This is a genomic window from Asanoa sp. NPDC049573 (assembly GCF_040676615.1).
GTDB lineage: Bacteria > Actinomycetota > Actinomycetes > Mycobacteriales > Micromonosporaceae > Asanoa.
This window is the reverse complement of record NZ_JBFAPI010000017.1, coordinates 102,616-127,248: the sequence shown is the minus strand read 5'-3', so window position 1 is coordinate 127,248 and position 24,633 is coordinate 102,616. Positions and strand designations below refer to the sequence as shown.

The window sequence follows — 24,633 nt, the reverse complement described above, 5'->3', positions numbered from 1 at the left end:
CGACCGTAAATATGGGCGGGCCAACTGGCCCGCCCATATTCGTGTCGGCATTGGGAGCGCTCCCAAGCAAAGTCTTGTTTTTTCTGAGACCAGTCGGCTTCTTGCGAGAGGTAGTTCGGCTTTGTATCGTCATCGCCACGAAACATGGCACGTGAGAGAGCCACATCACACCCGAGAATCCCCGCTCCACCCAGGAAGGGCGTTCACCTCATGAACAGATCCAGGTTGCGTAGCGCCGTCGGGCTGCTGCTGGTCGCCGGGGTCGCGCTGTCGGCGGCCGCGTGCGGCTCCGACGACGGCGGCAACGCACCGGCTTCTGACCCCAATGCCAAGGTCACGCTCGTCATCAACGGCCTGCCGCCGGACACCGAGGCGGTCAACCGCAAGCACTTCCTTGACAACGTGGCCGAGTTCGAGAAGCTCAACCCGAACATCGACATCGATGCCAAAGAGGGCAAGATGGACCCGCAGACCTTCCAGTCGAAGCTCGCGGGTGGCCAGCTCGAAGACGTCTTCTACGTCTACTTCACCGACCCGGCCAGCCTGATCGCGAAGCGCCAGGTCGCTGACATCAGCAAATACCTCGACGAGTTCGCGCCGACCAAGCAGATCCGCCCGGATCTGATGAAGATCTTCTCGGACGACGGCGGCAAGGTGTACGGCCTGCCCGCGAAGAACTACTCGCTGGGCCTGCTCTACAACCGGGACCTGTTCACCCAGGCCAAGCTCGACCCGAACAGCCCGCCGAAGACCTGGGAAGAGGTGCGCGCCGCGGCCAAGGCGATCAGCGCCCTGGGCAAGGACTACGTCGGCTACGGCGACTACAGCAAGAACAACACCGGCGGTTGGCACTTCACCGCGGAGATGTACTCGCTCGGTGGCGACATCGCCGTCAACGAGGGCGGCACCTGGAAGGCGGCCTTCAACAACGAGAAGGGCACGCAGGTCCTCCAGCAGCTCAAGGACATGCGCTGGACCGACAACAGCATGGGCCAGCGCCAGCTTCTCGAGTGGGCCGACCTGCTGCAGATGATGGGCTCGGGCAAGCTCGGCATGTATGTCGCCGCCCCGGACAACATCGAGACGATCGTCAACCAGTTCAAGGGCGACTTCAACAAGTACGGCCTGGGCCCGATCCCGAACGGCACCGCCACCCTGGCCGGCGGCGAGGGCTACATGTTCAACGCCAAGGCCACGCCCGAGAAGATCCGCGCCGGCCTCAAGTGGCTGACCTACTGGTGGAACAACCCGGACCGGATCGAGGCCGAATACCAGTGGGCCTCGGAGCAGAAGACCCCGGTCGGCCTGCCCGAGCCGGCGCTGTGGACCGGTGACGCGAAGGCCAAGCAGCAGGCGGCCGTCGACAAGCTGAAGAACCTGCCGGTCGACAACTACAAGCCGTTCGCCGACGCCACGGCCAACATCCCGCTGAAGGTCGAGCCGCCGAACGCGCAGCAGATCTACGCGGTGCTGGACGTGCCGATGCAGAAGGTGCTGACGGACAAGAACGCCGACATCGCCAAGCTCCTTTCGGATGCCGAGACCCAGGTCAACAGCATCCTCGCCAGCGTCAAGTAGCCATCGTGACCGCCGCCGGGGCAAACCGGGCCCCGGCGGCGGTCCGCCGAGTCTGAAGGGTGACGCTGGAGATGGCGGTCGCCACCGCCGGCCGGCCGACTGCGTTCCGCAGCCGCCTGAGCCGGAAGATCCAGGACAACCTCATGGCGTACGCCTTCATGGCCGGAGGCATCGCCTGTTTCGCGTTCTTCTCGTGGTATCCGCTGGTCCGCGGTGTGATCCTGAGCTTCCAGCAGATCAACTTCGTGACCGATCCCTACTGGGTCGGCGCCGACAACTTCACCGCCATCTTCGACGACCCGCTGTTCGTCACGGCGTGGAAGAACACCCTCATCTTCACCGGCATCGCGCTGGTCTTCGGGTTCCTCGTACCCCTGGCGCTGTCGATCCTGATCAACGAGATGCGGCACCTCAAGGGCTTCTTCCGGGTGGCCGTCTATCTGCCCGTGATGCTCCCGCCGATCGTCGGCGTGCTGCTCTTCCGCTACTTCTACGACCCGGGCTTCGGCCTGTTCAACACGATCCTGCGCGGCGTCGGCCTGCCGGAGTCGCAGTGGACGCAGTCGTCGAAGACCGCGATGATCTCGCTGGTCCTGGTCTCCACCTGGGCCAACCTGGGCGGCGCGACACTGATGTATCTGGCCGCGTTGCAGAGCATCCCCGGAGACCTCTACGAGGCCGCCGAACTTGACGGCGCGAGCGCCTGGCGCCGGCTGCGCCACGTCACGCTGCCCCAACTGCGCTTCATCATGCTGGTCCTGCTCCTCCTGCAGATCATCGCGACGATGCAGGTGTTCATCGAGCCCTACCAGCTCACCGGCACGTCGAATCCGGACACCGTCACGGTGATGGTGCTGATCTACCGGTACGCGTTCACCGTCAACCAGGACTTCGGTATGGCCGCCGCGATGAGCGTGCTGCTGTTCGTGGTGCTGGGCATCTTCTCCGCGATCTACCTGCGGGTTACCCGGGACCGGGACTGAGGGGGACGAGCATGACGATCACCACGCCGATCCGGCCGTTGCCGGCGACTCCGCCGGTGGCACCCCCGCCCCGCCGTCGCCGGGCGGCCACCGGCTCCGGTGCCACCCGGACCCTGTTCTCCGAGGTCGAGATCAGCCGGGGCAAGGGCCGGGTCCTCTACTGGGTCGCCCTCACCCTGGTCTTCCTGCTCTTCCTGGCCATCTTCATCTTCCCGCTCTACTGGATGTTCAGCAGCGCGGTGAAGACGCCCGAGGAATACGCCCAGCCGAACCCGACCCTGATACCGCACTCCTTCGTGCCGGAGACCTACCAGCTCGCCTGGGACCGGATGCGGATCGCCAAGTTCTTCGCCAACACCGCGTTCTACGCGCTCGGCGGCTGGCTGATCCAACTGGTCTTCCAGGTCGCCGTCGCGTACGCCCTGTCGAAGTTGCGCCCGATCTTCGGCAAGGTGGTGCTCGGCGCGATGCTGGCCAGCCTGATGCTGCCGGCCACGGCGCTGCTGATCCCGGCCTACCTGACCGTGACCGACGTGCCGATCTTCGGCTGGAACCTGCTCAACACCCCGTGGGCGCTGTGGCTGCCGGCGGTCGCCAACGCGTTCAACATCTACGTGCTCAAGCGGTTCTTCGACCAGATTCCCAACGACCTGCTCGACTCCGCGGCGCTCGACGGCGCGGGCCGGTTCCGGGTGCTCTGGAGCATCGTGCTCCCGCTGTCCCGGCCGGTGCTGGGTGTGGTGTCGATCTTCTCGATCGTGGCCATCTGGAAGGACTTCATCTGGCCGCTGCTGGTGCTCCAGGACCCGGAGACACAGACGCTCAGCGTCGCGCTGAGCCGGCTCGCCTCGACCAGCCAAGTGCCGCCGACCCAACTGATGGCGGGTCTGGCGATCGCCAGCGTGCCGATGATCGTAGTTTTCCTCATTTTCCAGCGCAGCATCATCGGCGGATTGGCGGCGGGGAGTATGAAGGGCTGACCATCGGACTACCAGCGACAACGGCGGTCAGAGCAGACCGCGCTCCCGAAACACCCGAAAAGAAAGAAAGCAGGTATCCAGTGTCCATCGCAGAACGCGGGCCGTGGTGGCGCGGGGCGGTGATCTACCAGATCTACCCCCGTAGCTTCGCCGACGGTAGTGGCGACGGCATCGGCGACATCGCCGGCATCCGGGCACACCTGGACCACCTCTCCGGGCTCGGGGTCGACGCGGTCTGGTTGAGCCCCTGGTTTCCGTCGCCGATGGCGGACGCGGGCTACGACGTCTCGGACTTCCGCGACATCGACCCGCTTTTCGGCACGCTTGGCGAGGCCGAGGCGATGATCGCGGAGGCGCACGAGCGCGGCATCCGGGTGATCGTCGACATCGTGCCGAACCACTGCTCCGACCAGCACCCCTGGTTTCAGGCCGCGCTGGCCGCCGGGCCGGGCTCGCCGGAACGCGAGCTGTTCTGGTTCCGGCCGGGCCGCGGCCCCAACGGCGACGAGATGCCGACCGACTGGCGGGGCGAGTTCAAAGGCACGACGTGGACCCGCACGACCAATCCCGACGGCACTCCCGGCGAGTGGTACCTGCACCTGTTCGCACCCGAACAACCGGACTTCAACTGGGACCACCCCAAGGTCCGGGCCGAGTTCGAGAGCATCCTGCGCTTCTGGTTCGACCGCGGCATCGACGGCATCCGGATCGACTCGGCGGCGCTGCTACTGAAGGACCCGGCGCTGCCGGAGGTCGAGGCGGCGCAGCGGCACCCCTTCCACGACCTGGACGGGGTGCACGACGTCTACCGGAGCTGGCGGCGGATCGCCGACGAATACCCGGGGGAGCGCGCGCTGATCGGCGAGGTCTGGCTACCCGACGCGGAGCGGTTCACCAACTACCTGCGGCCAGACGAGCTGCACTCGGCGTTCAACTTCGACTTCCTCGGTTGCGCCTGGGATCCGGACCTGCTGCGGGCCTGCATCGACCGCACGATGGAGACGCACGCGCTCGTCGGTGCGCCGGCCACCTGGGTGCTCTCCAACCACGACGTCACCCGGCCGGTCACCCGCTACGGCCGGGAGGACACGACGTTCAGCTTCGCGACCAAGCGCGAAGGGACGCCGACCGACCTGCAACTCGGCTATCAGCGGGCCCGCGCGGCCGCGCTGCTCTGCCTGGCGCTGCCCGGCGGCGCCTACATCTACCAAGGCGAGGAACTCGGCCTCTGGGAGGTGGAAGACATCCCGCCGGCGATGCGCACCGACCCGATGTATCCGCGCTCGGGCTTCGTCGACCCCGGCCGCGACGGCTGCCGGGTGCCACTGCCGTGGTCCGGCGTCGAGTCGCCGTTCGGGTTCAGCCCGGCCGGCTCCGCGGCGCCGTGGTTGCCGCAACCCGCTGACTGGAAGGACCGGACCGTCCAGGCGCAGACCGGCGACCCGCACTCGATGCTCGAGCTCTACCGCGAGGCGTTGCGCATCCGGCGCGACACCGCGGCGCTGGGCGACGGCGAGATGCGCTGGCTGCCGTCGGCCCACGGGGTGCTGGCGTTCGCCCGCGACCCGCGGTTCGTCTGCGTCGCCAACCTCTCGGCCACCACCGTCGACCTGCCCGAACACGAGGAGGTGGCGCTGGCCAGCGGTCCGCTCGACGGCGACCGGCTGCCGCCGGACACCACCGCCTGGCTCCGCACGATCTGACCGACCGGCTCCACGGAACCTTTCAACTCACGGGGGTACGCGCACCAAAGGGCACCACGCACGGGGGGATCGTCCCACCTCTCGGAAGGGAACCCATGCCCAACCATGACGCCGACGCTGCGCCCACAGCCGGCAGCGCACCGCCCATCTCCCGGCGCCGGGCGGGGCTCGCCATCCTGGCGAGTTCCGCCCTGGTCGCCAGCAGCATCGCGGTGGTCACCCTGACCACCGCCGGGCCCGCCGTCGCGGCCGGGCTCTCCCCGTTCGACATCGTCGGCCGCGGCGCCACCGTCCCCTTCGTCGAGCAGGAGGCGGAGAAGGTCGCGCACAACGGCACCAAGATCGGTCCGACCCGGTTCTACGGGCAGCTTCCGGCGGAGGCGTCCGGCCGGGAGGCGGTCACCCTCGACGCGGTCGGCGAGTATGTCGAGTTCACCCTGACCGCGCCGGCCAACGCGGTGACCTTCCGCTACAGCATCCCGGACGGCCCCGGCGGCGCCGGTCGTGACGCGACCATCGACCTGCGGGCCAACGGGTCGCTGCTCAAGACCGTGCCGGTGACCTCGAAGTACGGCTGGTACTACGGCGGCTATCCGTTCAACAACAACCCGGGCGACACCAACCCGCACCACTTCTACGACGAGGCCCGGGCCATGTTCGGCTCGACCCAGCCGGTCGGCACGAAGATCCGGCTGCAGGTCAACTCGACCGCGCAGTCGCCGACCTTCACCATCGACCTCGCCGACTTCGAGAACGTGCCGGCGGCGATCGGCAAGCCGACCAACGCGCTGGATGTCGTGGCCGACTTCGGCGCGGACCCGACCGGTGCCACCGACTCCACCGCGAAGTTCCAGGCGGCGGTCAACGCCGGCCAGGCCCAGGGCCGCGTGGTCTACGTGCCGCAGGGCAATTTCACCCTCTACGACCACGTGGTGGTCGACGGCGTGACGCTGCGCGGTGCCGGCCCCTGGTACACGGTGCTCGGCGGTCGGCACCCGACCGACCGCAAGCGTGCGGCCGGCATCTACGGCAAGTACGTGCCGGGCGGCGGCTACACCGGTGAGATCCGGTCGCACGAGGCAAACGGGCCCAGCCGCAACGTCACCGTCCGCGACCTGGCCATCATCGGCGACATCCGCGAGCGGGTCGACGAGGACCAGGTCAACGCGTTCGGCGGTGCGATGACCGACTCGGTCATCGACAACGTCTGGGTGCAGCACACCAAGGTCGGTGCCTGGATGGACGGCCCGATGGACAACTTCACGATTCGCAACAGCCGGATCCTCGACCAGACGGCCGACGGGGTCAACTTCCACACGGGCGTCACGAACTCGACGGTGACCAACACGTTCCTGCGCAACACCGGCGACGACGCGCTGGCGATGTGGGCGCAGAACGTGCCCAACGTCAACAACACCTTCAGCCACAACACGATCGGCGTCACGCTGCTGGCCAACCACCTGGTCAGTTACGGCGGCCGGGACATCAAGATCACTGACAACGTGGTCGCCGACTCGCTCACCAACGGCGGCGGCATCCACGTGGCCAACCGTTATCCGGGCGTGCAGGGCGCGACCGCGGTGCACGGCACCTGGACGATCGCCCGCAACACCACGATCCGGGCCGGCAACTCCGACTACAACTGGAACTTCGGCGTCGGCGCGATCTGGTTCTCGGCCCTCAACGAGGCGTTCGCCAGCGACGCGGCCATCAACATCACCGACACCGACATCCTGGACAGCTCGTACGCCGCGCTGCACTGGATCGAAGGTCAAACCCGAGGGATCAACTTCACCAACGTCAAGATCCAGGGCGCCGGCACGTACGCCCTGCAGGTGCAGGCGGCCAGCCAGGTCTCCTTCACCAACGTGGTGGCCACCGGGATCGCCCAGCCCAACCCGATGCACAACTGCGTGGGCTCGGGCTTCCAGATCACCCAGGGCGCCGGCAACTCCGGCTGGTTCACCACGACGCCGGACTGCGGGCCCTGGCCCGCTCCACAGTGGAACAACGGGCCGACCAGCCCGCCGACCACCACCCCGCCGACACCGACCGGGCAGATCGTCGCCAGCCCGAGCAGCCTCACCTTCGGCACGCAGAACCTCAACACCACCAGCGCGGCGCAGGTCGTGACGTTGCGCAACACCGGCAACGCCAACGCCCCGGTGTCCGGCATCTCGGCCAGCCCGGCCGACTTCACCCAGACCAACAACTGCCCGTCGTCGCTGGCACCGAACGCGACCTGCACCGTCAACGTCAGCTTCCGGCCGACCGCCGCGGGCAACCGCGCCGGCATGGTCTTCGTCCAGACCACACCGGGTGACCTGGTGATCGGTGTGTCCGGCGTCGGCTTCGACCCGGCGGGCAACCTCGCGGCCGGCCGCCCGGTGACCGCGACCAGCGCCAACGGGCCCTACCCGGCCACCAACGCGGTCGACGGCAATGTGGCGTCCTATTGGGAATCCACCAACGGGCAGTTCCCCCAGTCGTTGACGGTCGACCTGGGCGCCGCACAGTCCGTCGGCCGGCTGGTGCTCAAGCTGCCGACCAACTGGGAGACCCGCACCCAGAACATCACCGTCCTGGGCTCGACCGACGGCGGTTCCTACAGCCAGATCCTGGGCGCCGCCAACTACACCTTCAACCAGGGCTCGTCGGTCACCGTCAACCTGCCGGCCGGCACCCGGCGGTTCGTCCGGCTGACGTTCAACAGCAACAATGTCTGGCCCGCCGCGCAACTCTCCGAGTTCGAGGTCTACGGCGGCGGTGGCTCGACCGGCCCGGCGCTCGCCGTGACACCGGGCGCGCTCACCTTCGCCAGCCGGCAGGTCGGCACCACCAGCGCGGCACAGCAGGTCAGCGTCACCAACACCGGCAACGCGGGCGCGACGATCTCCGGGGTCTCGGCCACCGGTGACTACGCGCAGAGCAACAACTGCGGTTCGCTGGCCGCCGGCGCGTCCTGCACCGTCAACGTCACCTTCACGCCGACCGGCTCGGGCACCCGCACCGGCACCCTGTCGATCGCGTCCAACGCGCCCGGCTCGCCGCACACCGTGAGCCTGTCCGGCGTCGGCACCACCACGACGCCACCGGTGACCAACCTCGCGCTCAACCGGCCGGTCACCGAGACCAGCCACGCCGACGTCTACGGCGCCGGCAACGCCGTCGACGGAAACGCCAACAGCTACTGGGAGAGCGCCAACAACGCGTTCCCGCAGTCGCTGACCGTCGACCTCGGCAGTGCCCAGTCGGTTTCCCGGGTGGTGCTGAAGCTGCCGCCGGCGAGCGCGTGGCAGACGCGTACCCAGACGATCGCTGTTCTGGGTTCGACCAACAACTCGTCCTTCAGCACCCTGGCCGGCGCGGCCGGGCGGACCTTCAACCCCGCGTCCGGCAACACGGTGACCATCACGTTCACCGCGACCTCGCAGCGCTGGCTGCGGTTGACCTTCACCGGCAACACGGGCTGGCCGGCCGGCCAGCTCTCGGAGTACGAGGTTTACGCCTCCTGACCGCACAAACGGGAGGGCCGCCCTGCCTTGGCGGCCCTCCCGAAGCGCCATCCCCGCAAGCGCCTTCCGACTCCACGGAACTCCTCACGGAAGAGGTGCAACCCCCATCATGTCCCGATCCCGGCACCGACGTGTCACGTGGCGGTTAATTGCCGGCACACTCTCGACCCTGCTCGTTGGCTCCGTCCTGTCCGCCGTGTCCGGCTCGCCCGCCGTCGCGGCCGGGGGACCCAACCTCGCAGCCGGCCGGCCCGCCTCGGCCAGCAGCACCAACGCCGGCTTCGTCGCGAGCAACCTCACCGACGGCAACAAGGGCAGCTACTGGGAAAGCTCCGGCGCCCTGCCCCAGTGGGGCCAGGTCGACCTGGGCAGCACGATCAGCGTCGACCAGGTCGTGCTGAAACTCCCCGACGGGTGGGGACAGCGCACCGAGACGCTCTCGATCCAGGGCAGCACCAACGGATCGACCTTCTCGGCGATCACCTCGTCGGCCGGCCAGGTCTTCTCGCCCGGCAACAACAACACGGTGACCATCAACTTCGGCGGGACCAACACCCGGTACGTGCGGGTCAACATCACCGCCAACACCGGCTGGGGCGCGGCCCAGCTCTCCGCCATCGAGGTCTACGGCGCCGCCACCTCGTCAGCCAACCTGGCGCTGGGCAAGGCCACCAGCGAGAGCGGGCACTCCGACGTCTACGGCTCCGGCAACGCGGTGGACGGCAACCAGGGCAGCTACTGGGAGAGCGTCAACAACTCGTTCCCGGAGTTCCTCCAGGTCGACCTCGGCTCCGCGGTCGCCGTCAACCGGGTCGTGCTGAAGCTGCCGACGAGCGGCTGGGGCACCCGCACCCAGACGCTGGCCGTGCAGGGCAGCACCGACGGCTCGACGTTCACCGACCTCTCGCCGTCGGCCGGCCGGGTGTTCGACCCGGCCAGCGGCAACACCGTCTCGATCACCTTCAACCAGGCGACCACGCGGTACGTGCGGCTGAACATCACCGCCAACACCGCCTGGCCGGCCGGCCAGATCTCCGAGTTCGAGGTCTACGGCCCGACCACCGGTGACACCCAGGCGCCCAGCACGCCGACCAACCTGGCGTTCACCCAGCCGGCATCCGGCCAGATCCGGTTGACCTGGACGGCCTCGACCGACAACGTCGGCGTCACCGGCTATGACATCTACGCCAATGGTGTGCTGCGGACCAGCGTCGGCAGCGTCACCACCTACACCGACACCCAGCCGGACAGCGCGACGGTGGCCTACTTCGTGCGGGCCAAGGACGCGGCCGGCAACGTGTCGGGAAACAGCAACACGGTGACCCGGCAGGGCACCTCCACCGACACCCAGGCGCCGTCGGCACCGTCGAACCTCGCCTACACCGAGCCTGGCTCCGGTCAGATCCGGTTGACCTGGACCGCTTCCACCGACAACGTCGGCGTGACCGGCTACGACGTCTACGCCAACGGCTCCGTGCGGGCCAGCGTCGCGGGCAACGTGCTGACCTACACCGACAGCCAGCCCGCGACGGCGACGGTGTCCTACTACGTCCGGGCCAAGGACGCGGCCGGCAACGTCTCCGGCAACAGCAACACCGTCACCCGCGCCGGCAGCGGCGGCCCGGGCGGCACCAACCTGGCGGTGGGCAAGCCGATCGCGGCCTCGTCGACCGTATTCACGTTCGTGGCCACCAACGCCAACGACGACTCGACCGCCACCTACTGGGAGGGTGCGGGCGGTGCCTACCCGAGTACGCTGACCGTCTCGCTCGGCGCGAACGCGACCGTCAGCGCGGTCGTCATCAAGCTGCCACCGGGCACCGAGTGGGGTCCGCGTACGCAGACCCTGTCGGTCCAGGGCCGCGAGCAGAGCTCGTCGACGTTCACCACGCTCGTCGGCTCCGCGACCTACAGCTTCAGCCCGACCTCGGGCGGCAACACGGTGACCATCCCGGTCAGCGGGAACGTCGCCGACGTCCGACTCACCTTCACCGCCAACTCCGGCTCGTCCAACGGTCAGGTCGCCGAGTTCCAGGTCATCGGAACCCCGGCACCCAACCCGGACCTGACTGTCAGCGCCATCTCGGCCGCGCCGGCCAACCCGATCGAGACCGACGCGATCACCTTGTCGGCGACGGTCCGCAACATCGGCAACGCCGGCTCCGGCGCCACCACGGTCGGCCTCTACCTGGGCACGACCAAGGTCGCAACGGCCAACGTCGGCGCCCTCGCGGCCGGCGGCCAGACCACCGTCACGTCCAACATCGGCCCGCGCGACGCCGGCACCTACCAGCTGGTCGCGAAGGTCGACGAGAGCAACACGGTGATCGAGCAGAGCGACGCCAACAACACCTTCACCGGCGGCAACCTCGTCGTCGGCCAGGTGCAGAGCTCCGACCTGGTCGCGGGCAGCGTCAGCTGGTCGCCCAACAACCCGTCGGCCGGGCAGACGGTCACCTTCTCGGTGGCCATCCGCAACCAGGGCACGATCGCCTCGGCGGCCGGCACGCACGGCATCACGCTCACCGTGCTCAACGAGTCCGGCACGGTCGTGCGTACGCTGACCGGCTCGTTCAGCGGCACGATCGCCGCCGGCGCCACCGCGGCGGCGGTCAACATGGGCACCTGGACGGCCGCCAACGGCCGCTACACGGTGCGCGTCGTGCTCGCCGACGACGCCAACGAGTTGCCGGTCAAGCGGGCCAACAACACCAGCGAGCGGCCGTTCTTCGCCGGCCGCGGCGCCAACATGCCCTACGACATGTACGAGGCCGAAGACGGCACGATCGGTGGCGGCGCCCAGTCGCTGTCGCCGAACCGGACCATCGGCGACCTCGCCGGCGAGGCGTCCGGCCGGCGCGCGGTGCGCCTGCCCAGCAACGGCTCGTTCGTGCAGTGGACCACCCGCAACCCGACCAACACCCTGGTCGTCCGCTTCTCGATCCCGGACTCCGCGGGCGGTGGCGGCCAGAGCTCGTCGCTCAACATCTACGTCAACGGAACGCTGCACAAGGCGATCCCGCTCAACTCGCGGTACGCCTGGCTCTACGGCGCCGAAGCCGGCCCGAGCAACTCGCCCGGTTCCGGCGGCCCACGGCACATCTACGACGAGGCCAACATCATGTTGAACTCGTCGATTCCGGCCGGTTCCACCATCAAGCTGCAGAAGGACACCGGCACCGAGGCGACCGTCGACTTCGTCAACCTCGAGCAGGTCGCGCCGCGGGCCAACCCGGACCCGACGCGCTACAAGGTGCCGACCGGCACCAGCCAGCAAGAGGTCCAGGCGGCGTTCGACGCGGCTCGCCAGGACACCACCTCGCTCGGCGTCTACCTGCCGGCGGGCACCTACGACACGCAGAACAAGTTCACCATCTACGGGCGCGCGATCAAGGTGGTCGGCGCCGGCATCTGGTACACCCGGTTCCAGACACCGCAGACCCAGGAGAACACCAACGCCGGCTTCGACGTGCAGTCGTCGGCCAGCGGGTCCTCGTTCGAGCAGCTCGCCTTCTTCGGCAACTACACGTCGCGACAGGACGGGCCGGGCAAGGTCTGGGGTGAGCTCTCCAACGTCGACAACATGACGATCGACAACGTCTGGGTGGAGCACACGGTCTGCGCCTACTGGGGCGTGAGCGTCAGCGGTCTGAAGATCACCAACAGCCGCTTCCGCAACACGTTCGCCGACGGCGTCAACATGACCAACGGCAGCACCAACAACCTGATCTCCAACAACGAGGGCCGGGGCAACGGCGACGACGCGTTCGCGCTGTTCTCGGCGACCGACGCGGGCGGGGGAGCGAACACCGGCAACACGTTCGAGAACCTGTCGGCGACGCTGACCTGGCGGGCTGCCGGTGTGGCGGTGTACGGCGGGCAGAGCAACACGTTCCGCAACCTCTACATCGCCGACATGCTGACCTACTCCGGTCTGACCGTCAGCTCGCTGGACTTCGGTTACCCGTTCGTCGGGTTCGGGCCGGGGCTGACCACGTTCGACAACATCTCGCTCGTCCGGGCGGGTGGTCATTTCTGGGGCGGTCAGACGTTCGGAGCGATCTGGATGTTCTCCGCCTCCAAGGAGTTCCGCGCCCTTCGGCTGTCCAACATAGACATCGTCGATCCGACGTACACCGGGATCATGTTCCAGACCAACTACGTCGGGGGTGCTCCGCAGAACCCCGTGCAGGACACGATCTTCACGAACGTGTCGATCTCGGGGGCGCAGAAGAGCGGTGACGCCTTCGACGCCAAGTCCGGCTTCGGCATCTGGGTCAACGAGTTGCCCGAGCCCGGTCAAGGCCCGGCGGTCGGCTCCGCGACGTTCAACAACCTGACCTTCAGCAACAACTTCCAGAACATCAAGAACACGACGAGTACGTTCCAGCTGATCATCAACTAACCACCACGACCGGGTGCCCCGGGGACAACGCCGAGTCCCCGGGGCACCCCCGTTATCCAATGAGGAGATTGCGTTATGCGACGGGGGATGCTGGCCGCGGTGGCCGCGTTTGTTGTTCTCCTGGCCGGCTGCGGAGGTGACGACGGCGGCGCACCGGCCGCGGCGCCCGGCGGGCCCAGCCCGACCGGCCCGGTGCCGGGCGGCGAATGCCCGGGGATGGCCTCGAGTGTCGGCGCGAAGCCGGTGCACTTCGGTGCGGCGGGCGCGACCAACCTGGCCGGCCTGATCGGCGGCACCGGCACCTCAGGTGTGGTGCTGGCCCACCAGGCCGAGGCCGACCTGTGCCAGTGGATCCTGGGCTTCAACGAACTGATCGGCAAGGGTTATCGGGTGCTGGCGTTCGACTTCCACGGACACGGCGCTTCGGAGAGCAGCGAGGTCGGCTTCGAAGACGACGTGGTAGCCGCTGCGGCGACGCTGCGGGCCGACGGCGCCACGTCGATCGTGCTGATCGGCGCGTCGATGGGCGGCACGTTCTCGGTGGCCGCCGCACCGAAGATCAGCCCACCGGTGGCCGGGGTCGTGTCGGTATCGGCGCCGCTGGCCTACGGCGGGGTGAGCGCACAACAGGCCGCGCCGGCGGTCGCGGTGCCGGTGCTCTACCTGGCCAACGAAAACGACGGCATCATCGGCGACGCGGCCGAGGAACTGAAGGCGGCGTCGACGGCCAGCCCCGACGCCCAGGCGCTGGTCACGTCGGGAGCGGTGCACGGCGTGCCGCTGGTGATCGAGGGCGGCGACGCGAAGATTCGGGCGGCGCTGTTCGCGTTTCTGGCCAAGTACGCGCCGGTCTGATGTTTCCCGCCCGCCCCTGGCGGCGGCCGGTCGCACGCGGGCCAGCAGTGACCGCGTCCGCGCCGCCGCCTGGGTTGGCGGCAGCATCGGCCCTGACGCTCGGCGGCGGCCGGGCTTGGTGGGCTTTGCCGGTGCTTCTGTGGCTCGGCGGAGACCTGGCGGGCGGTCGGCGGTGGTCGTTGCCGGTGCTTTGAGGCGTGGCGGCATCCGGGCTGTCGGTGGGCGGTGGTGGTCTGTGTCGGTGCGTGCGGCGCGTGGCGCCGTCACGGCTGGCGGTCGGTGGGCGCGCCGTGGCGGCCTTCGCCGTTGACGAAGCGCGCGGCGCCCGCGGCCGCGTCCGCCGCGAGTGACTCGAGGCCCAACGCGAACTCCGCTTCCATCGTGCCGGCGTGCACCGCCCGGCGGTCGTTGCGCAGGCATGCCTGCGGCAGCGCCGCCAAGTCGGCGGCCAGCGCTTTCGCGGCGGCGAGCGCGGTGCCGGCCGGTGCCAACCGGTTGACCAGGCCGATCCGGTGCGCCTCGGCCGCGTCCACCGGGCGGCCGGTGAGGATCAGGTCCATCGCGCGGCTCTCGCCGATCAGCCGGGGCAGGCGCACCGTGCCGCCGTCGATCAGCGGCACGCCCCAGCGCCGGCAGAAGACGCCGAGCACCGCGTCCTCGGCCGCGACGCGCAGGTCGCACCAGAGGGCGAGTTCCAGGCCGCCGGCGACGGCGTACCCCTCGATCGCCGCTATTACCGGTTTGGACAGTGCCATTCGGGTCGGTCCCATCGGGCCGTCGCCGTCGGGTGTGACCTGGTTGCCCCGCTCGGTGCCGATCGCGCCGAGGTCGGCGCCGGCGCAGAAGGTGCCGCCGGCGCCGGTCAGGATCGCGACCGCTGCGCTGTCGTCGGCCTCGAAGGCGCGAAACGCGGCGGCCAGGGCGGCGGCGGTCGGTCCGTCGACGGCGTTGCGCTTCTCCGGCCGGTCGATGACCACGGTCGTGACGGCGCCGTCTTGCTCGGTTCGCACGGTCATGTCGCAACCATCACAGACCCGGGCGGGTGACGTCCGGCGGGGCAGCCTCCCCGAGCGGAGGGCACGTGCCAGCATGGCTGCGTCCTTTGTATATATACGGGGGTTTTATGAGACTTCATCGCTTCGCCGCTGTCCTGGCGGGGGCTCTCTCGGTGACGATGGTCGCGCCGACGGTGGCCAACGCCGCGCCGAACCCGAACCGTCCGTGGGTAACCGTCATCGCCAGCCGGCTTGACAACCCGCGCGGCGTTTCGGTCGGCGCCGACGGCACGGTCGTGGTCGCGGAAGCGGGTCGGGGCGGCAAGACTGACAAGTGCGTCGACTCTCCCGAAGGCGGCAAGGTCTGCCTCGGGTTCACCGGGGCCATCACCACGGTGACGGCCGGGCAGCGCGGCATCTGGCGGCAGCGGCGGTTCGTGGGCGGTCTTCCCTCGCTCGCGGGCTCCGACGGTTCGTCGGCGGTCGGGCCGCACGACGTGTCGCCCTACGCCGGCGGTGGCTACGTGGCCACGCTGGGGCTCGGTGGCTCGGCGCAGACCCGGCTGGGTCTGGGTTTTGGTGGTCTCATGCTCGGCCAGACGATCGTGGTCAACCGGGACGGCAACAACTCGCTGAGCCTTCGTACGCTCGGCGACCCGGCCGCGTTCGAAGCCCGGCGCGATCCCGACCGGCAGGGCGTGGACTCCAACCCGTACGGCGTGCTCGGCACCCGGGGCGGCGCGGTGGCCACGGATGCGGGTGGCAACACGCTGCTCACCATCGACCGCAAGGGCGCGGTTTCCACGCTGGCTGTCTTCCCCAACCGGATGGTCGCGTCCCCCGAGCCGGGTGGCGGCCGGGTGCCGATGCAGGCCGTGCCGACCTCGGTGGTCCGGGGCCCGGACGGCGCCTACTACGTCGGCCAACTGACCGGCTTCCCGTTCCCGGTCGGTGGCGCCAACGTCTACCGCGTCGTGCCCGGCCAGCGGCCCACGGTCTACGCCCGGGGCTTCACCAACATCATCGACCTGGCCTTCGACGAGCAGGGCCGGTTGCTGGTGCTGGAGATCGCCAAGAACGGGCTGACCAGCGGTGACCAGAGCGGTGCGCTGATCCGGGTGGACCGGCGCGGCGGGCACACCGAACTCGTGCCGGGTCGGCTGACCGCCCCGGGTGGGCTCGCGGTCGGTGCGGACGGTTCGCTCTTCGTGACCAACAGGTCGGTCGTGGCCGGCCGCGGCGAGGTGTTGCGGATCGCCAACAGGTAAACGTCCTTCCCTCCCGAACGGCCCCGGTCCACTCTGGACCGGGGCCGTTCTCTCGTGTCTGGTCAGACGGCGGCGAGCACCATGACGCCGAGCGTCAGGACGCCGGCGGCGAGGAAGAGGGCGCCGAGCCAGAGCAGCACGATGAGGCCGTTGGGTCGGGTGCGGCCGCGGCCCATCGAGGAGAAGAAGAAGCCGGCCGGCATGAGGATGGCCGCGATCGGGATCGCGGTGCGGGCCAGCCAGCCCCAGAAGCCGTGTGCGCCGGCGGCGTCCGCGTAGGGGAGCGCGACCAGGCTGAGGATCACGAAAACGCCGGCGTGGGCGTGGCCGGCGCGGGCGAACGCCTTCTGGAAATCGGTCAGCTCGACCGCACCGCGGGCCACCTTCGTCAGGTAATACCCGCCGGTCTCGATGGTCACGATGGTCAGCAACAGGACCCCGGCGATGCCCAGTGACTGAGAGGTGAGAGCCACGGCGGCCACCCAATCTTGACGTTGACTAGATATCTTGACGGTGACAAGACTAGCCTGGAACATGGAAGGTGGGAAGAGGGGGGACCGAGATGACCAAGCCGCACGAGCGCGTATCGCACGCCGAACGCGAGTCGGCCGCGAAGATGCTCGCCGACGCGACCGGCGCCGGCTATCTCACGACCGACGAGTTCGACGGCCGGATCGCTGCCGCGTACTCCGCCGTGACCAGGGCAGACCTTGACCGGGTCGCCGCCGAACTGCCACCGGAGTGGGTCCGCGGCTGGGAGAAGTCCCGGCGCCGCGCCGAGCGGGTGGTCGAGAAGCAGGCGGCGGCCCGCAGGCATTTGGCAGCGTACGTCGCGGGCAGCGGCTTGATGATCACGATCTGGCTCGTGGTTGGCCTGGCCACCGGTGCCTGGTATCCGTGGCCGCTCTGGCCGATTCTTGGTTGGGGTTTCGGCGTCTGGCACCACACCAAGCCGCTCCGCGAGGCCCGCGCCCTACGTGCCGACGGCGGCCCACCGCCACTGAGCCGGGGCATGCTCTAGCGGCTCGCGGCCCGCGCCTCGGGCCTGGCGCCTCGGGCCTGGCGCCTCGGGCCTGGCGCCTCGGGCCTGGCGCCTCGGGCCTGGCGCCTCGGGCCTGGCGCCTCGGGCCTGGCGCCTCGGGCCTCGCGCCTCGGGCCTCGCGCCTCGGGCCTCGCGCCTCCGGCCTCGCGGCTCGCGCCTCGGCACCGTTGGCGGCCGCCGCCTGGCGTCGCACGGCCTGCCGGCGGCCCGGGGGCCGGTCGCGGTCGCGACCGGGCTTTCGCCGGAACGCGGTTTGACCGCGGGTTCCCGCCGCCGCCCGAACAACGGCGGGAACCCGCGATCCGGCAGGTCAGTCGTGTTCGGCGCGGTGGCGGCCGCCGTCGAGCGGGGTCCCGGCCGGTCGACGGCGTAGTCCGAACACGGTGCCGACCTGCGCGCCTACGATCGCCGCCGCGGCTATCACGGCGGAGACGGCGAGCGGGCGGTTGATCTGGAGGCCGGTGTCGCTCTGCTGCGGAGCGCCGGCGGCCATGTTCTGGTCGGGCGACGCCGGTGGCAGCGGCACGATGTCCGGCGGCTGCGGCGCCGGTAGCACCGGAGGCACGGTGATGGTGGGCGGCTTCGGGTGCGCGGGTTGCGCCGGCAGCGGTGGCGCGGTCTCGCGCGGCGGCGTGGGCGCGGGCCTGGTCGGTGGCTGCTGGGCCGGCGGCGGCTGTGTCGGGTCGTGGCCGTCGTCGATGCCGGGCTCGATGACCATTCCGCTCGCATGTGGACGGTAGCCGTGGTCTACGGCCTGGTCGGGCAGTCTGAGCAACTGACCCGGGAAGATCCGGTCGGGATCCTTGATCTTGTTGAGCCGGGCAAGCTCGGGGTAGTCGTCGAAGTCGCCGACATAGCGGTCGGCGATGGCACCCAGGTAGTCGCCGCGCTCGACCTGGTAGCGCTGCTCGGCGCCGCCGCTGTCGCGCGCCGCGACCGGCAGCAGGTGGGCGACACCGCTGGCCGCAGCCGGCCCCGGGACCGCCCCGGCCGCCGCGCGCTGCGGCGCCGCGGCCGCCGCTCGCTCCGGCGTAGCCGCCGCTCGCTGCGGTGTCGTGGCCCACGGTGTCGACGCGATTAGGGCCGACTCAACCCCCGGCTGAAGGTGCACCGTCATCGGCTGGGTGGCGCTCGCTGCGACCGCCGCGGTCGCGGGGCTGGCGACCAGGATCAGCGCCGACCCGATCAGCGCCGCTGCCATCCGCTGCTGGCGGCCAAGCCCGGGTAGTCGGGGCGCCGGCCGGCGGACGATCCGGAACGGCAGGTCGATCAGCACCGAGACGGCGAACGTGGCCCAGCCCAGCCAGCCGACGACCGCCAGCGCGCGGACGAAGAGTTGACCGTCGTCGCGGCTGGTCAAGGTCGTGCCGATCTCGGAGAGGGTGGGCAGGTGGTCAGGCAACGGGTTGCCGGCGAAGGCGAGCAGCGCGATCGGCGCGCCGCCGACCAGACCGACCAGCACGACCAGCGCGCCCAGGCCGGTGACTATCTGCCCCACGCGTCGGGGCGCGGAAACGCTCACAGGTTCCTCCTGCCGTGGAGCTACGGGATGGCATCGGTGGTGGTCACCAGTTCGACGGTCGCTTCGGCCTGGACCGGGTACGTGTCGGCGAAGCCGAAGAAGTCGAGCATCGCGGCGTCGTACGAGATCGTGACCGTGACCCGAAGGAACTGGGTGCTCTCGGCGCCGCTGTCGTCTTCGCCCAACGAGACGCTGCGGTCGACGATGGTCGGGTCGTCGAGGTTGTCGATGAACGTGACGGCGGCGGCGGTCGCGGCGACCGGGTCGACCGCCGCCGGTGCACCGGCGATCGCGTCGGCCACGTCGATCGCCTGGCCGCCGGCGCGCGCCGCCTCGGCCGCGATGTTGGCCGCTCGCTGGTAGGCCCGGATCCGGCCGATGCCGTCGAACGTCAGGCCGATCACGATCAGCACCGCGACCAGCGCGACCGCGATGAACACTGAAACCCGCCCGTGGTCCCGGTCGGCGCGCCGAGGCCTGGCCTTGCGAGGCTGCGCGACATCGAGGCGGACGGCGCCGGGTGGCCCGTTCATCGCGCGCTCCGGCCGCGATACCAGTCGAGCGGCGAGGTGTAGCGCGCGGACACGTCGCGGGTCGTGAAGTCGAGCAACGGGAAGCCGACGAAGGTGAGCCGGCACTCCACGGTCACGGTGACCACGGGCGGCGCGCCCTCCTGCGGGCCGAAGTCGGTGTTGGCGAAGGCGGCCGCCACGTCCGGGGTGATCGTGCGGCTCGCGCATAGCACGTCGAGTTCGTCGAGGGTGTCGTTGGCGGCGTCGGTGGCGGCGGCCGCCGCGCGGTCGCCCTCGCGCTCGATCGATGCGGCCCGGGCGGCGTCGTGTGCGGCGAGGTCGACGGCGTTCTGCGCGATGGTCACCCGGCCGACGACCGACGCCACCACCATCAGCAGGATGAAGGCCGGCAGCAGGATGGCGACCTCGACGGAAGCCGAGCCGCGCTCGCGGGAGAGGTTCATCCGGCGTCCACAGTGAATCGTTCGACGGTGCCGTGCGCGGTCTGTGACACCCGGAACCGCACGCCCGGGATGACCGACAGGGCCTGACCGGTGACGGTGAACGCGACCTCGTCGGCCTCGGCCGGCGCCTCGCTCACCGCGGTGGCCGAGAGCCAGCCGCCGGTGTGTTCCAGAAACTCTTTGCCCTTGGCGATGCCGGCACCGGGCGGCGCCTGGTAGGCGCGCTGCGCACTGACCGCCTCCTGCGCGGCTGACAGCGCGGCGGACCGGGCCAGGAACACCGACGCGATCTGGATGGCCAGGAACAGCAACAGGATGATCAGTGGCGCCACGATCGCCAACTCGACGGGCGAGGCGCCACGGTCGGATCCGCTCCGATCGCCGGGCACGGCCGGGCCGCGGCCCGCGGAGTCCGCGGCCATGCCCGGGATCGGTAGCGCGATCATGGTCAGCCTTCGCCGCCGGCGCCCGGCATGGGCCCGATGTCGCCGGACTGGTCCATGAAGGTGTTCGCGGTCGTGAGGGCCCAGCCCACGACGATGCCGGCCAGCAGTGCGAGCCCGACGATGATGATCGCGGTCGGCACCGGGTTGTCGCCCCGGTCCCCTTCGCCGCCGCTGGTGAGCATTCGCAGCCGCTGCGTGGCGACCGCGTGTAGGTAGGCCAGGTACGCCATCGGGTGGTCCTTTCGTACGCCCGGGTCACACCCGGGTCATGAAGGGGTAGAGAACGAAGCCCATGAGTACGAAGACGAGCATCGCTCCGGGTACGTCGAGACGGCCGGTGACCGCCTCGGCGCGTGCGAGGTTGTCGGTGCGGATCTGGTCGCGCAACGAGTCGGCCCGGGCGCGCAGGGTCTCGTGGACCTGGGCGCCCTCGGTGCCGGAGGACTGCATGATGGCTCCGACGTCGCCCAGTTCGGGGACGCCGATCTCGTCGGAAAGCTCCCGCAGTTCCTCCCACGGCGAGTGCATCTGCAACTGGGCCATCCGCAGCGCCGAGCGGATCCGCTCGAACACCCACCCGTCACAGATCGCCGCCGCGTTCTCGAGTGCCTGCACCGGCCCGTGTGCCGCGGTCAACTGCAGCGCGACCAGGTCGAGGTAGGTGCAGACGGCCCGGCTGAACTCCCGCCGGGCCCGGTCGGCCTTGCTGAGCACATCGCGGTGTGCGATGAAAGCGGCGATCGCGGCCAGGCCGAGGCTGGCGATCACCGGGACGAAGAACGGCATCGGGATGCCGAAGATCTGGAAGATCAGCGTCAACAGCACCGGCGCGACCAGGCCGGCGCCGGCCGCGATCAGCAAGGACAGGGCGTACTGCTCGGGCGTGCGGCCGAGCAGCGCCAGGTCGCGGGTCGGTGGGCGGAGCCAGCGGGACAACCCGCCGAGCCAGTCGAGGTCGCGCCGGGTGCCCGTCGACGGCCCGGCGGCGGGCGCGGTCGCGTGCAGGCGGCGCAGTGCCGGTCCGAGCGCCGGCGTCGCGGGCAGCGCCTCACGCACGATCACGAACGCGCCGGCGCCGATCATGGCGCCCCCGAGGACGCCGGAGACGAAGGGCAGGTTGACGATCACCGGACCGCCTCCTCCAGCTTCGGCGGTGCGAGGAACCGGGCGGCCTTGGGCGGCAGGCTCATCGCCCGCACCCAGACGAGCAAACCGACGAAGATGCCGCCGAGTACGACCATGACGACTTGGCCGGCGGGAGTTCCGTACGGACTCATGTAGTCGGGGTTGACCAGCCCGTAGCCGAGCACCAGCAGCACCATGCCGGTGAGGAAGCGCACCGCGAACCGGGGCTGGGTGCGCTTGGCCTCGACCTCGCGGCGGGTGGCCACCTCGGCCGCGGCCGCCGCGGCGATCGAGCCGAGCACGTCACCGAGGCGCTCGCCGCGGTCGCTCAGGTGCAGGATCAGCGCGGCGACGACCTGGTCGGCCACCGGGTCGGAGATCTCGTCGGCGAACGCCAGCAGCGCGATCCGGGCCTGCCAACCGGCCTGCAGCCGGGCCGCGAGCAGACCGACCTCCTCCTGGATCTGCTCGGGTACGGTCGCCACGGTGCCGACGATCGCCTGCTGCAGGCCCTGCCCGGTGCCGGAGACGTCTTTGAGCCGCCGGGTCCACTCGCCGATCGCCTCGATCCGGGCCACCGCCCGCTGCTCGGCCCGCCCGACGGTGAACAGCCAGGGCGTGCCCGGCACGGCGACCGCGAACAGCAGGCCGACCACCGGCAGCCCCGTGACCAGGAACGCGAGCGCGCCCGCGCCGGCCGCGCAGAGCAGCAGGATCTGGTGCCGCCGCCGGTCCTTCGGGTTGTCGCTGGAACCGGTCCACAGTCGACCGATGCTCGAGGTGCCGGATGTGGGCCGGGGCGGCCGGGTGGTGCCGACGATGGCGACCACCGCGAGGATCACCCCGGCCACGCAGGCGGCGCCGGCGAGCAGCGCGATCAGCTCGAGGTCGGCGGGCAGCTTCACATCGACCTCCGCTGCTGGAGCTGGGTGTGCCGGGGCCGTCGCCAGGCTCCGGTGCCCGCGTCGATGTAGCGGGTCAGCATGCGGGCGTCGTACCCGATGCGCAGCAGTTGGTCTCTGACTCTCTCCGGCAGGTGCCGCGGAACCGCCCGGCCGTCGGGGCCCGGGCCGAAGACGGTCGTGGTCGCGACGCGGTTGTGCTCGCTGACGCCGATGACCTCTTCGATGTGTGAGATGAAGCGGTGCTTGCGGCCGCCGATGGCGGTCTCGTCCTCCACCGTGACGTAGACGATCAGGTCGAGCGCGTTGCCGGCCATCCGGCGGGCCTGGTCGACGGTCATCTCGCGGCCGTGGGAGAGGGCCAGCTCGATGATGCGTTCGGACACACCGCCGGGCGTACGCGCGTGGATCGTGCACATCGAACCGCGGCTCGTCGTCATCGCCTGCAGCATCGGCACGATCTCGCGCGACCGGACCTCGCCGACGATGATCCGCAGCACGCCCATCCGCAGGGACAGCGGGATCAGGTCGGCGATCGTCACCTCACCGGCCGGGCGGCCGTCGTAGCCGCGCTCGCCGTGCCCCTCGCGGGACTCGAAGCTCATCACCGCGCGGTGTTTCAGCGAGCGGCGGGCCGGCAACAGTTCGCGGCTCTCCTCCAGCAGCACGTAGGGCTCGTCGGCCGGGATCTCGTTCATCAGCGCCCGGATGACCGTGGTCTTACCGGCGCCGGCGAGCCCGGCGACCATGATGTTGAGTCCGGCGCGCATCGAGGCCCGGAGGAAGTCGCGGATCAGCGGGTCGACCATCTCGTCGAGGTCGGCACGGGCGCCGGCGAGCTCGTCGAGGGTCACGTCGAGGGTGTTGTGCCGGCGGATCACCGCGTAGGGGCGGTGGCTGACGAGGAACACGGCGGCGAGCCGGCTGCCGTCGGGCAGTTGCAGGTCGAGCGTCGGCTTCGAGGTGGACAGCGAGCGTTCGGTCGAACCGGCCCGGCGCGCCGCCGCCTGGAGGATCTCCACCATCTCCTCGTCGCTGTCGGCGATCGGGTCGCCCCAGTCGACGCCGCCGCCGTGCCGGGTGATCCGGACCTGGTCGCAGCCGAGGATGTGTACCTCTTCGATCGACTCGTCGATCAGCAGCGACTGGAGCCGGCCGAGCCCGACGAGTTCGGCGGTGACCTGGTCGAGCAGGGCGCGCTCGTCGGCGGCGTGCAGCGGGGTGCCGGCCCGGCGCACGGCGTCGGCGTAGGCCGCGACCACCTCGGCCGCCAGCCGGGCGCGTTCGACGTCTTCCTCGCCCGGGGTGTATTCGCGGCCGCGCTGCCAGTGCGTGAGCCGCTCGCTGAGCTCTCGGCGCAGCTCGCGGACCAGGGCGAAGTCGATCCGCCGGCGGTGCGGCGGCTGGGGGTGCACGGGTTGGGGATGAGCGACCGGCGGCGGGCCGTTTTCGTCCGGTTGGTGGTGCCGCCCATTGGGGAGCATGGGCGGCACGGTCGAGGTGGCGCCGTCGCGACCGCGGGGGTCGTGGGCGACCGGTTCAAACCGCATGGGTCACCTCCGCGGCCGGCCAGCTCAGCCGGGCCCGGCGGCGGTCGAGCAGGCTGTGCACCGGCACCTCGAGCGCGCCGGCGGCGCGCATCAGCGGCCGGTTGGCCCGGACGGTGCCGCCATGCGTCAGCACCTCGGCGGTACGCGGGTCGTCGGGCAACTGGCCGATGATCGGCAGCCGCAGCGCCTTGCTGATCTCCGACTTGGGGTGTCCGTCGCCGACCACCAGCAGCCGCAGGTTGCCCGCGGGGACGCGGTGGTCGGTGAAGTCGCGTTCGATCGCCCGGACCGCGCCGCGGGTCGCCGACAGGTCGGCCAGCCGGGCGCCGGTGACGACCAGCACGGTCGCGGCGGCGCGCAACAGCGGCCAGGGCGGGTTGACGACCTCGATCCGGCCACAGTCGACCACCACGTCGAAGGGTGGCTGGCCGCGTTCGAGCGAGACGAAGAAGTCGGCGAACCGTTGCCAGAGCGGGGTCACGCTGCCCGCCTGCGCCGCGTCGACGACACCCGGGAGCAGCAGCCGCTCGCGGCGGGGCGCGTCGAGGTCGACGAGTTGCGACCAGAAGTGCCCCTCCAGGTTGCCGTCGCGCAACTCGGCGACGGCGACCTCCCCGAGGCCGCGGCGACCGTCGAGCGAACCGCCGAGATAGCCGGCGAGGATCGAGCCGCCGGCCGGGTCGCACTCGGCCAGGATGAGCCGGCGGTGCCAGGTCAGCGTGCAGGCCAGGGCGGCGGTGGTGACGCCGGGCGCGCCCTTGCCCGAGACCAGCGCGATGATCGCCACG

At 70.3% G+C, this 24,633-nt stretch carries 20 protein-coding genes; 9 read left to right on the top strand and 11 right to left on the bottom strand.

Annotated features, from left to right (window positions below):
* Positions 1 to 210: 210 nt before the first annotated feature.
* From AB0J74_RS30575 to AB0J74_RS30545, 7 genes are all read left to right on the top strand, one after another.
* On the top strand, positions 211 to 1,578 hold the full coding sequence (locus AB0J74_RS30575) for an extracellular solute-binding protein (protein WP_363454065.1): 1,368 nt from the start codon (positions 211 to 213) through the stop codon (positions 1,576 to 1,578).
* Positions 1,579 to 1,637: 59 nt separating this feature from the next.
* Positions 1,638 to 2,561, top strand: a complete 924-nt coding sequence (locus AB0J74_RS30570; protein ID WP_363454063.1) for a sugar ABC transporter permease — start codon at positions 1,638 to 1,640, stop codon at positions 2,559 to 2,561.
* Positions 2,562 to 2,572: 11 nt separating this feature from the next.
* Positions 2,573 to 3,541, top strand: a complete 969-nt coding sequence (locus tag AB0J74_RS30565) for a carbohydrate ABC transporter permease (RefSeq protein ID WP_363454062.1) — start codon at positions 2,573 to 2,575, stop codon at positions 3,539 to 3,541.
* A gap of 86 nt (positions 3,542 to 3,627) precedes the next feature.
* Positions 3,628 to 5,244, top strand: coding sequence for a glycoside hydrolase family 13 protein (locus tag AB0J74_RS30560; protein ID WP_363454141.1), 1,617 nt, complete (start codon positions 3,628 to 3,630; stop codon positions 5,242 to 5,244).
* Between the two features lie 95 nt (positions 5,245 to 5,339).
* Positions 5,340 to 8,759, top strand: a complete 3,420-nt coding sequence (locus AB0J74_RS30555; RefSeq protein ID WP_363454060.1) for a discoidin domain-containing protein — start codon at positions 5,340 to 5,342, stop codon at positions 8,757 to 8,759.
* 109 nt (positions 8,760 to 8,868) lie between these two features.
* Positions 8,869 to 13,164 carry a discoidin domain-containing protein gene (locus AB0J74_RS30550; RefSeq protein WP_363454058.1) on the top strand — a complete coding sequence of 1,432 codons (4,296 nt, stop codon included), beginning with the start codon at positions 8,869 to 8,871 and terminating at the stop codon, positions 13,162 to 13,164.
* 75 nt (positions 13,165 to 13,239) lie between these two features.
* On the top strand, positions 13,240 to 14,019 hold the full coding sequence (locus AB0J74_RS30545; protein ID WP_363454056.1) for an alpha/beta hydrolase: 780 nt from the start codon (positions 13,240 to 13,242) through the stop codon (positions 14,017 to 14,019).
* 263 nt (positions 14,020 to 14,282) lie between these two features.
* Here the strand turns inward: AB0J74_RS30545 and AB0J74_RS30540 are convergent, their stop codons facing one another.
* Positions 14,283 to 15,035, bottom strand: a complete 753-nt coding sequence (locus tag AB0J74_RS30540) for a crotonase/enoyl-CoA hydratase family protein (RefSeq protein ID WP_363454054.1) — start codon at positions 15,033 to 15,035, stop codon at positions 14,283 to 14,285.
* Positions 15,036 to 15,142: 107 nt separating this feature from the next.
* On the opposite strand from AB0J74_RS30540, the gene AB0J74_RS30535 reads away from it, so the two are divergent.
* Positions 15,143 to 16,282, top strand: a complete 1,140-nt coding sequence (locus tag AB0J74_RS30535; RefSeq protein WP_363454052.1) for a ScyD/ScyE family protein — start codon at positions 15,143 to 15,145, stop codon at positions 16,280 to 16,282.
* 62 nt (positions 16,283 to 16,344) lie between these two features.
* Here AB0J74_RS30535 and AB0J74_RS30530 read toward each other — a convergent pair whose 3' ends face one another.
* Positions 16,345 to 16,755 (bottom strand): hypothetical protein, encoded by a 411-nt coding sequence (locus tag AB0J74_RS30530; protein ID WP_363454050.1) that lies wholly within the window; start codon positions 16,753 to 16,755, stop codon positions 16,345 to 16,347.
* An 89-nt stretch (positions 16,756 to 16,844) separates the two neighbouring features.
* Here AB0J74_RS30530 and AB0J74_RS30525 point away from each other — a divergent pair, with 89 nt between their 5' ends.
* Positions 16,845 to 17,303 carry a DUF1707 domain-containing protein gene (locus AB0J74_RS30525; RefSeq protein ID WP_363454048.1) on the top strand — a complete coding sequence of 153 codons (459 nt, stop codon included), beginning with the start codon at positions 16,845 to 16,847 and terminating at the stop codon, positions 17,301 to 17,303.
* A gap of 331 nt (positions 17,304 to 17,634) precedes the next feature.
* On the opposite strand, the gene AB0J74_RS30520 is transcribed toward AB0J74_RS30525, so the two are convergent.
* The 9 genes from AB0J74_RS30520 to AB0J74_RS30480 are packed head-to-tail and all read right to left on the bottom strand — an operon-like array spanning position 17,635 to position 24,632.
* On the bottom strand, positions 17,635 to 18,846 hold the full coding sequence (locus AB0J74_RS30520) for a LysM peptidoglycan-binding domain-containing protein (protein WP_363454046.1): 1,212 nt from the start codon (positions 18,844 to 18,846) through the stop codon (positions 17,635 to 17,637).
* A 20-nt stretch (positions 18,847 to 18,866) separates the two neighbouring features.
* Positions 18,867 to 19,379, bottom strand: coding sequence for a hypothetical protein (locus AB0J74_RS30515; RefSeq protein WP_363454044.1), 513 nt, complete (start codon positions 19,377 to 19,379; stop codon positions 18,867 to 18,869).
* A complete protein-coding gene (locus AB0J74_RS30510) occupies positions 19,376 to 19,822 on the bottom strand; it encodes a TadE family protein (RefSeq protein ID WP_363454042.1) in 447 nt (148 codons plus the stop codon). The genes AB0J74_RS30515 and AB0J74_RS30510 overlap by 4 nt, the downstream gene beginning before the upstream one ends.
* The gene (locus AB0J74_RS30505) at positions 19,819 to 20,244 is read right to left on the bottom strand and encodes a TadE/TadG family type IV pilus assembly protein (RefSeq protein WP_363454139.1); all 426 of its coding nucleotides are present in this window, start codon (positions 20,242 to 20,244) and stop codon (positions 19,819 to 19,821) included. The genes AB0J74_RS30510 and AB0J74_RS30505 overlap by 4 nt, the downstream gene beginning before the upstream one ends.
* A 26-nt stretch (positions 20,245 to 20,270) precedes the next feature.
* Entirely contained in the window at positions 20,271 to 20,498 is a 228-nt protein-coding gene (locus AB0J74_RS30500; RefSeq protein ID WP_363454040.1) for a hypothetical protein, read from the bottom strand.
* A gap of 25 nt (positions 20,499 to 20,523) precedes the next feature.
* On the bottom strand, positions 20,524 to 21,351 hold the full coding sequence (locus tag AB0J74_RS30495; RefSeq protein WP_363454137.1) for a type II secretion system F family protein: 828 nt from the start codon (positions 21,349 to 21,351) through the stop codon (positions 20,524 to 20,526).
* A gap of 41 nt (positions 21,352 to 21,392) precedes the next feature.
* Positions 21,393 to 22,292: a type II secretion system F family protein gene (locus tag AB0J74_RS30490; protein WP_363454135.1), complete on the bottom strand. Its 900-nt coding sequence runs from the start codon at positions 22,290 to 22,292 to the stop codon at positions 21,393 to 21,395.
* A 2-nt stretch (positions 22,293 to 22,294) separates the two neighbouring features.
* Positions 22,295 to 23,845: a CpaF/VirB11 family protein gene (locus AB0J74_RS30485; protein WP_363454038.1), complete on the bottom strand. Its 1,551-nt coding sequence runs from the start codon at positions 23,843 to 23,845 to the stop codon at positions 22,295 to 22,297.
* The gene (locus AB0J74_RS30480) at positions 23,835 to 24,632 is read right to left on the bottom strand and encodes a ParA family protein (RefSeq protein ID WP_363454133.1); all 798 of its coding nucleotides are present in this window, start codon (positions 24,630 to 24,632) and stop codon (positions 23,835 to 23,837) included. The genes AB0J74_RS30485 and AB0J74_RS30480 overlap by 11 nt, the downstream gene beginning before the upstream one ends.
* Position 24,633 lies beyond the last annotated feature (1 nt).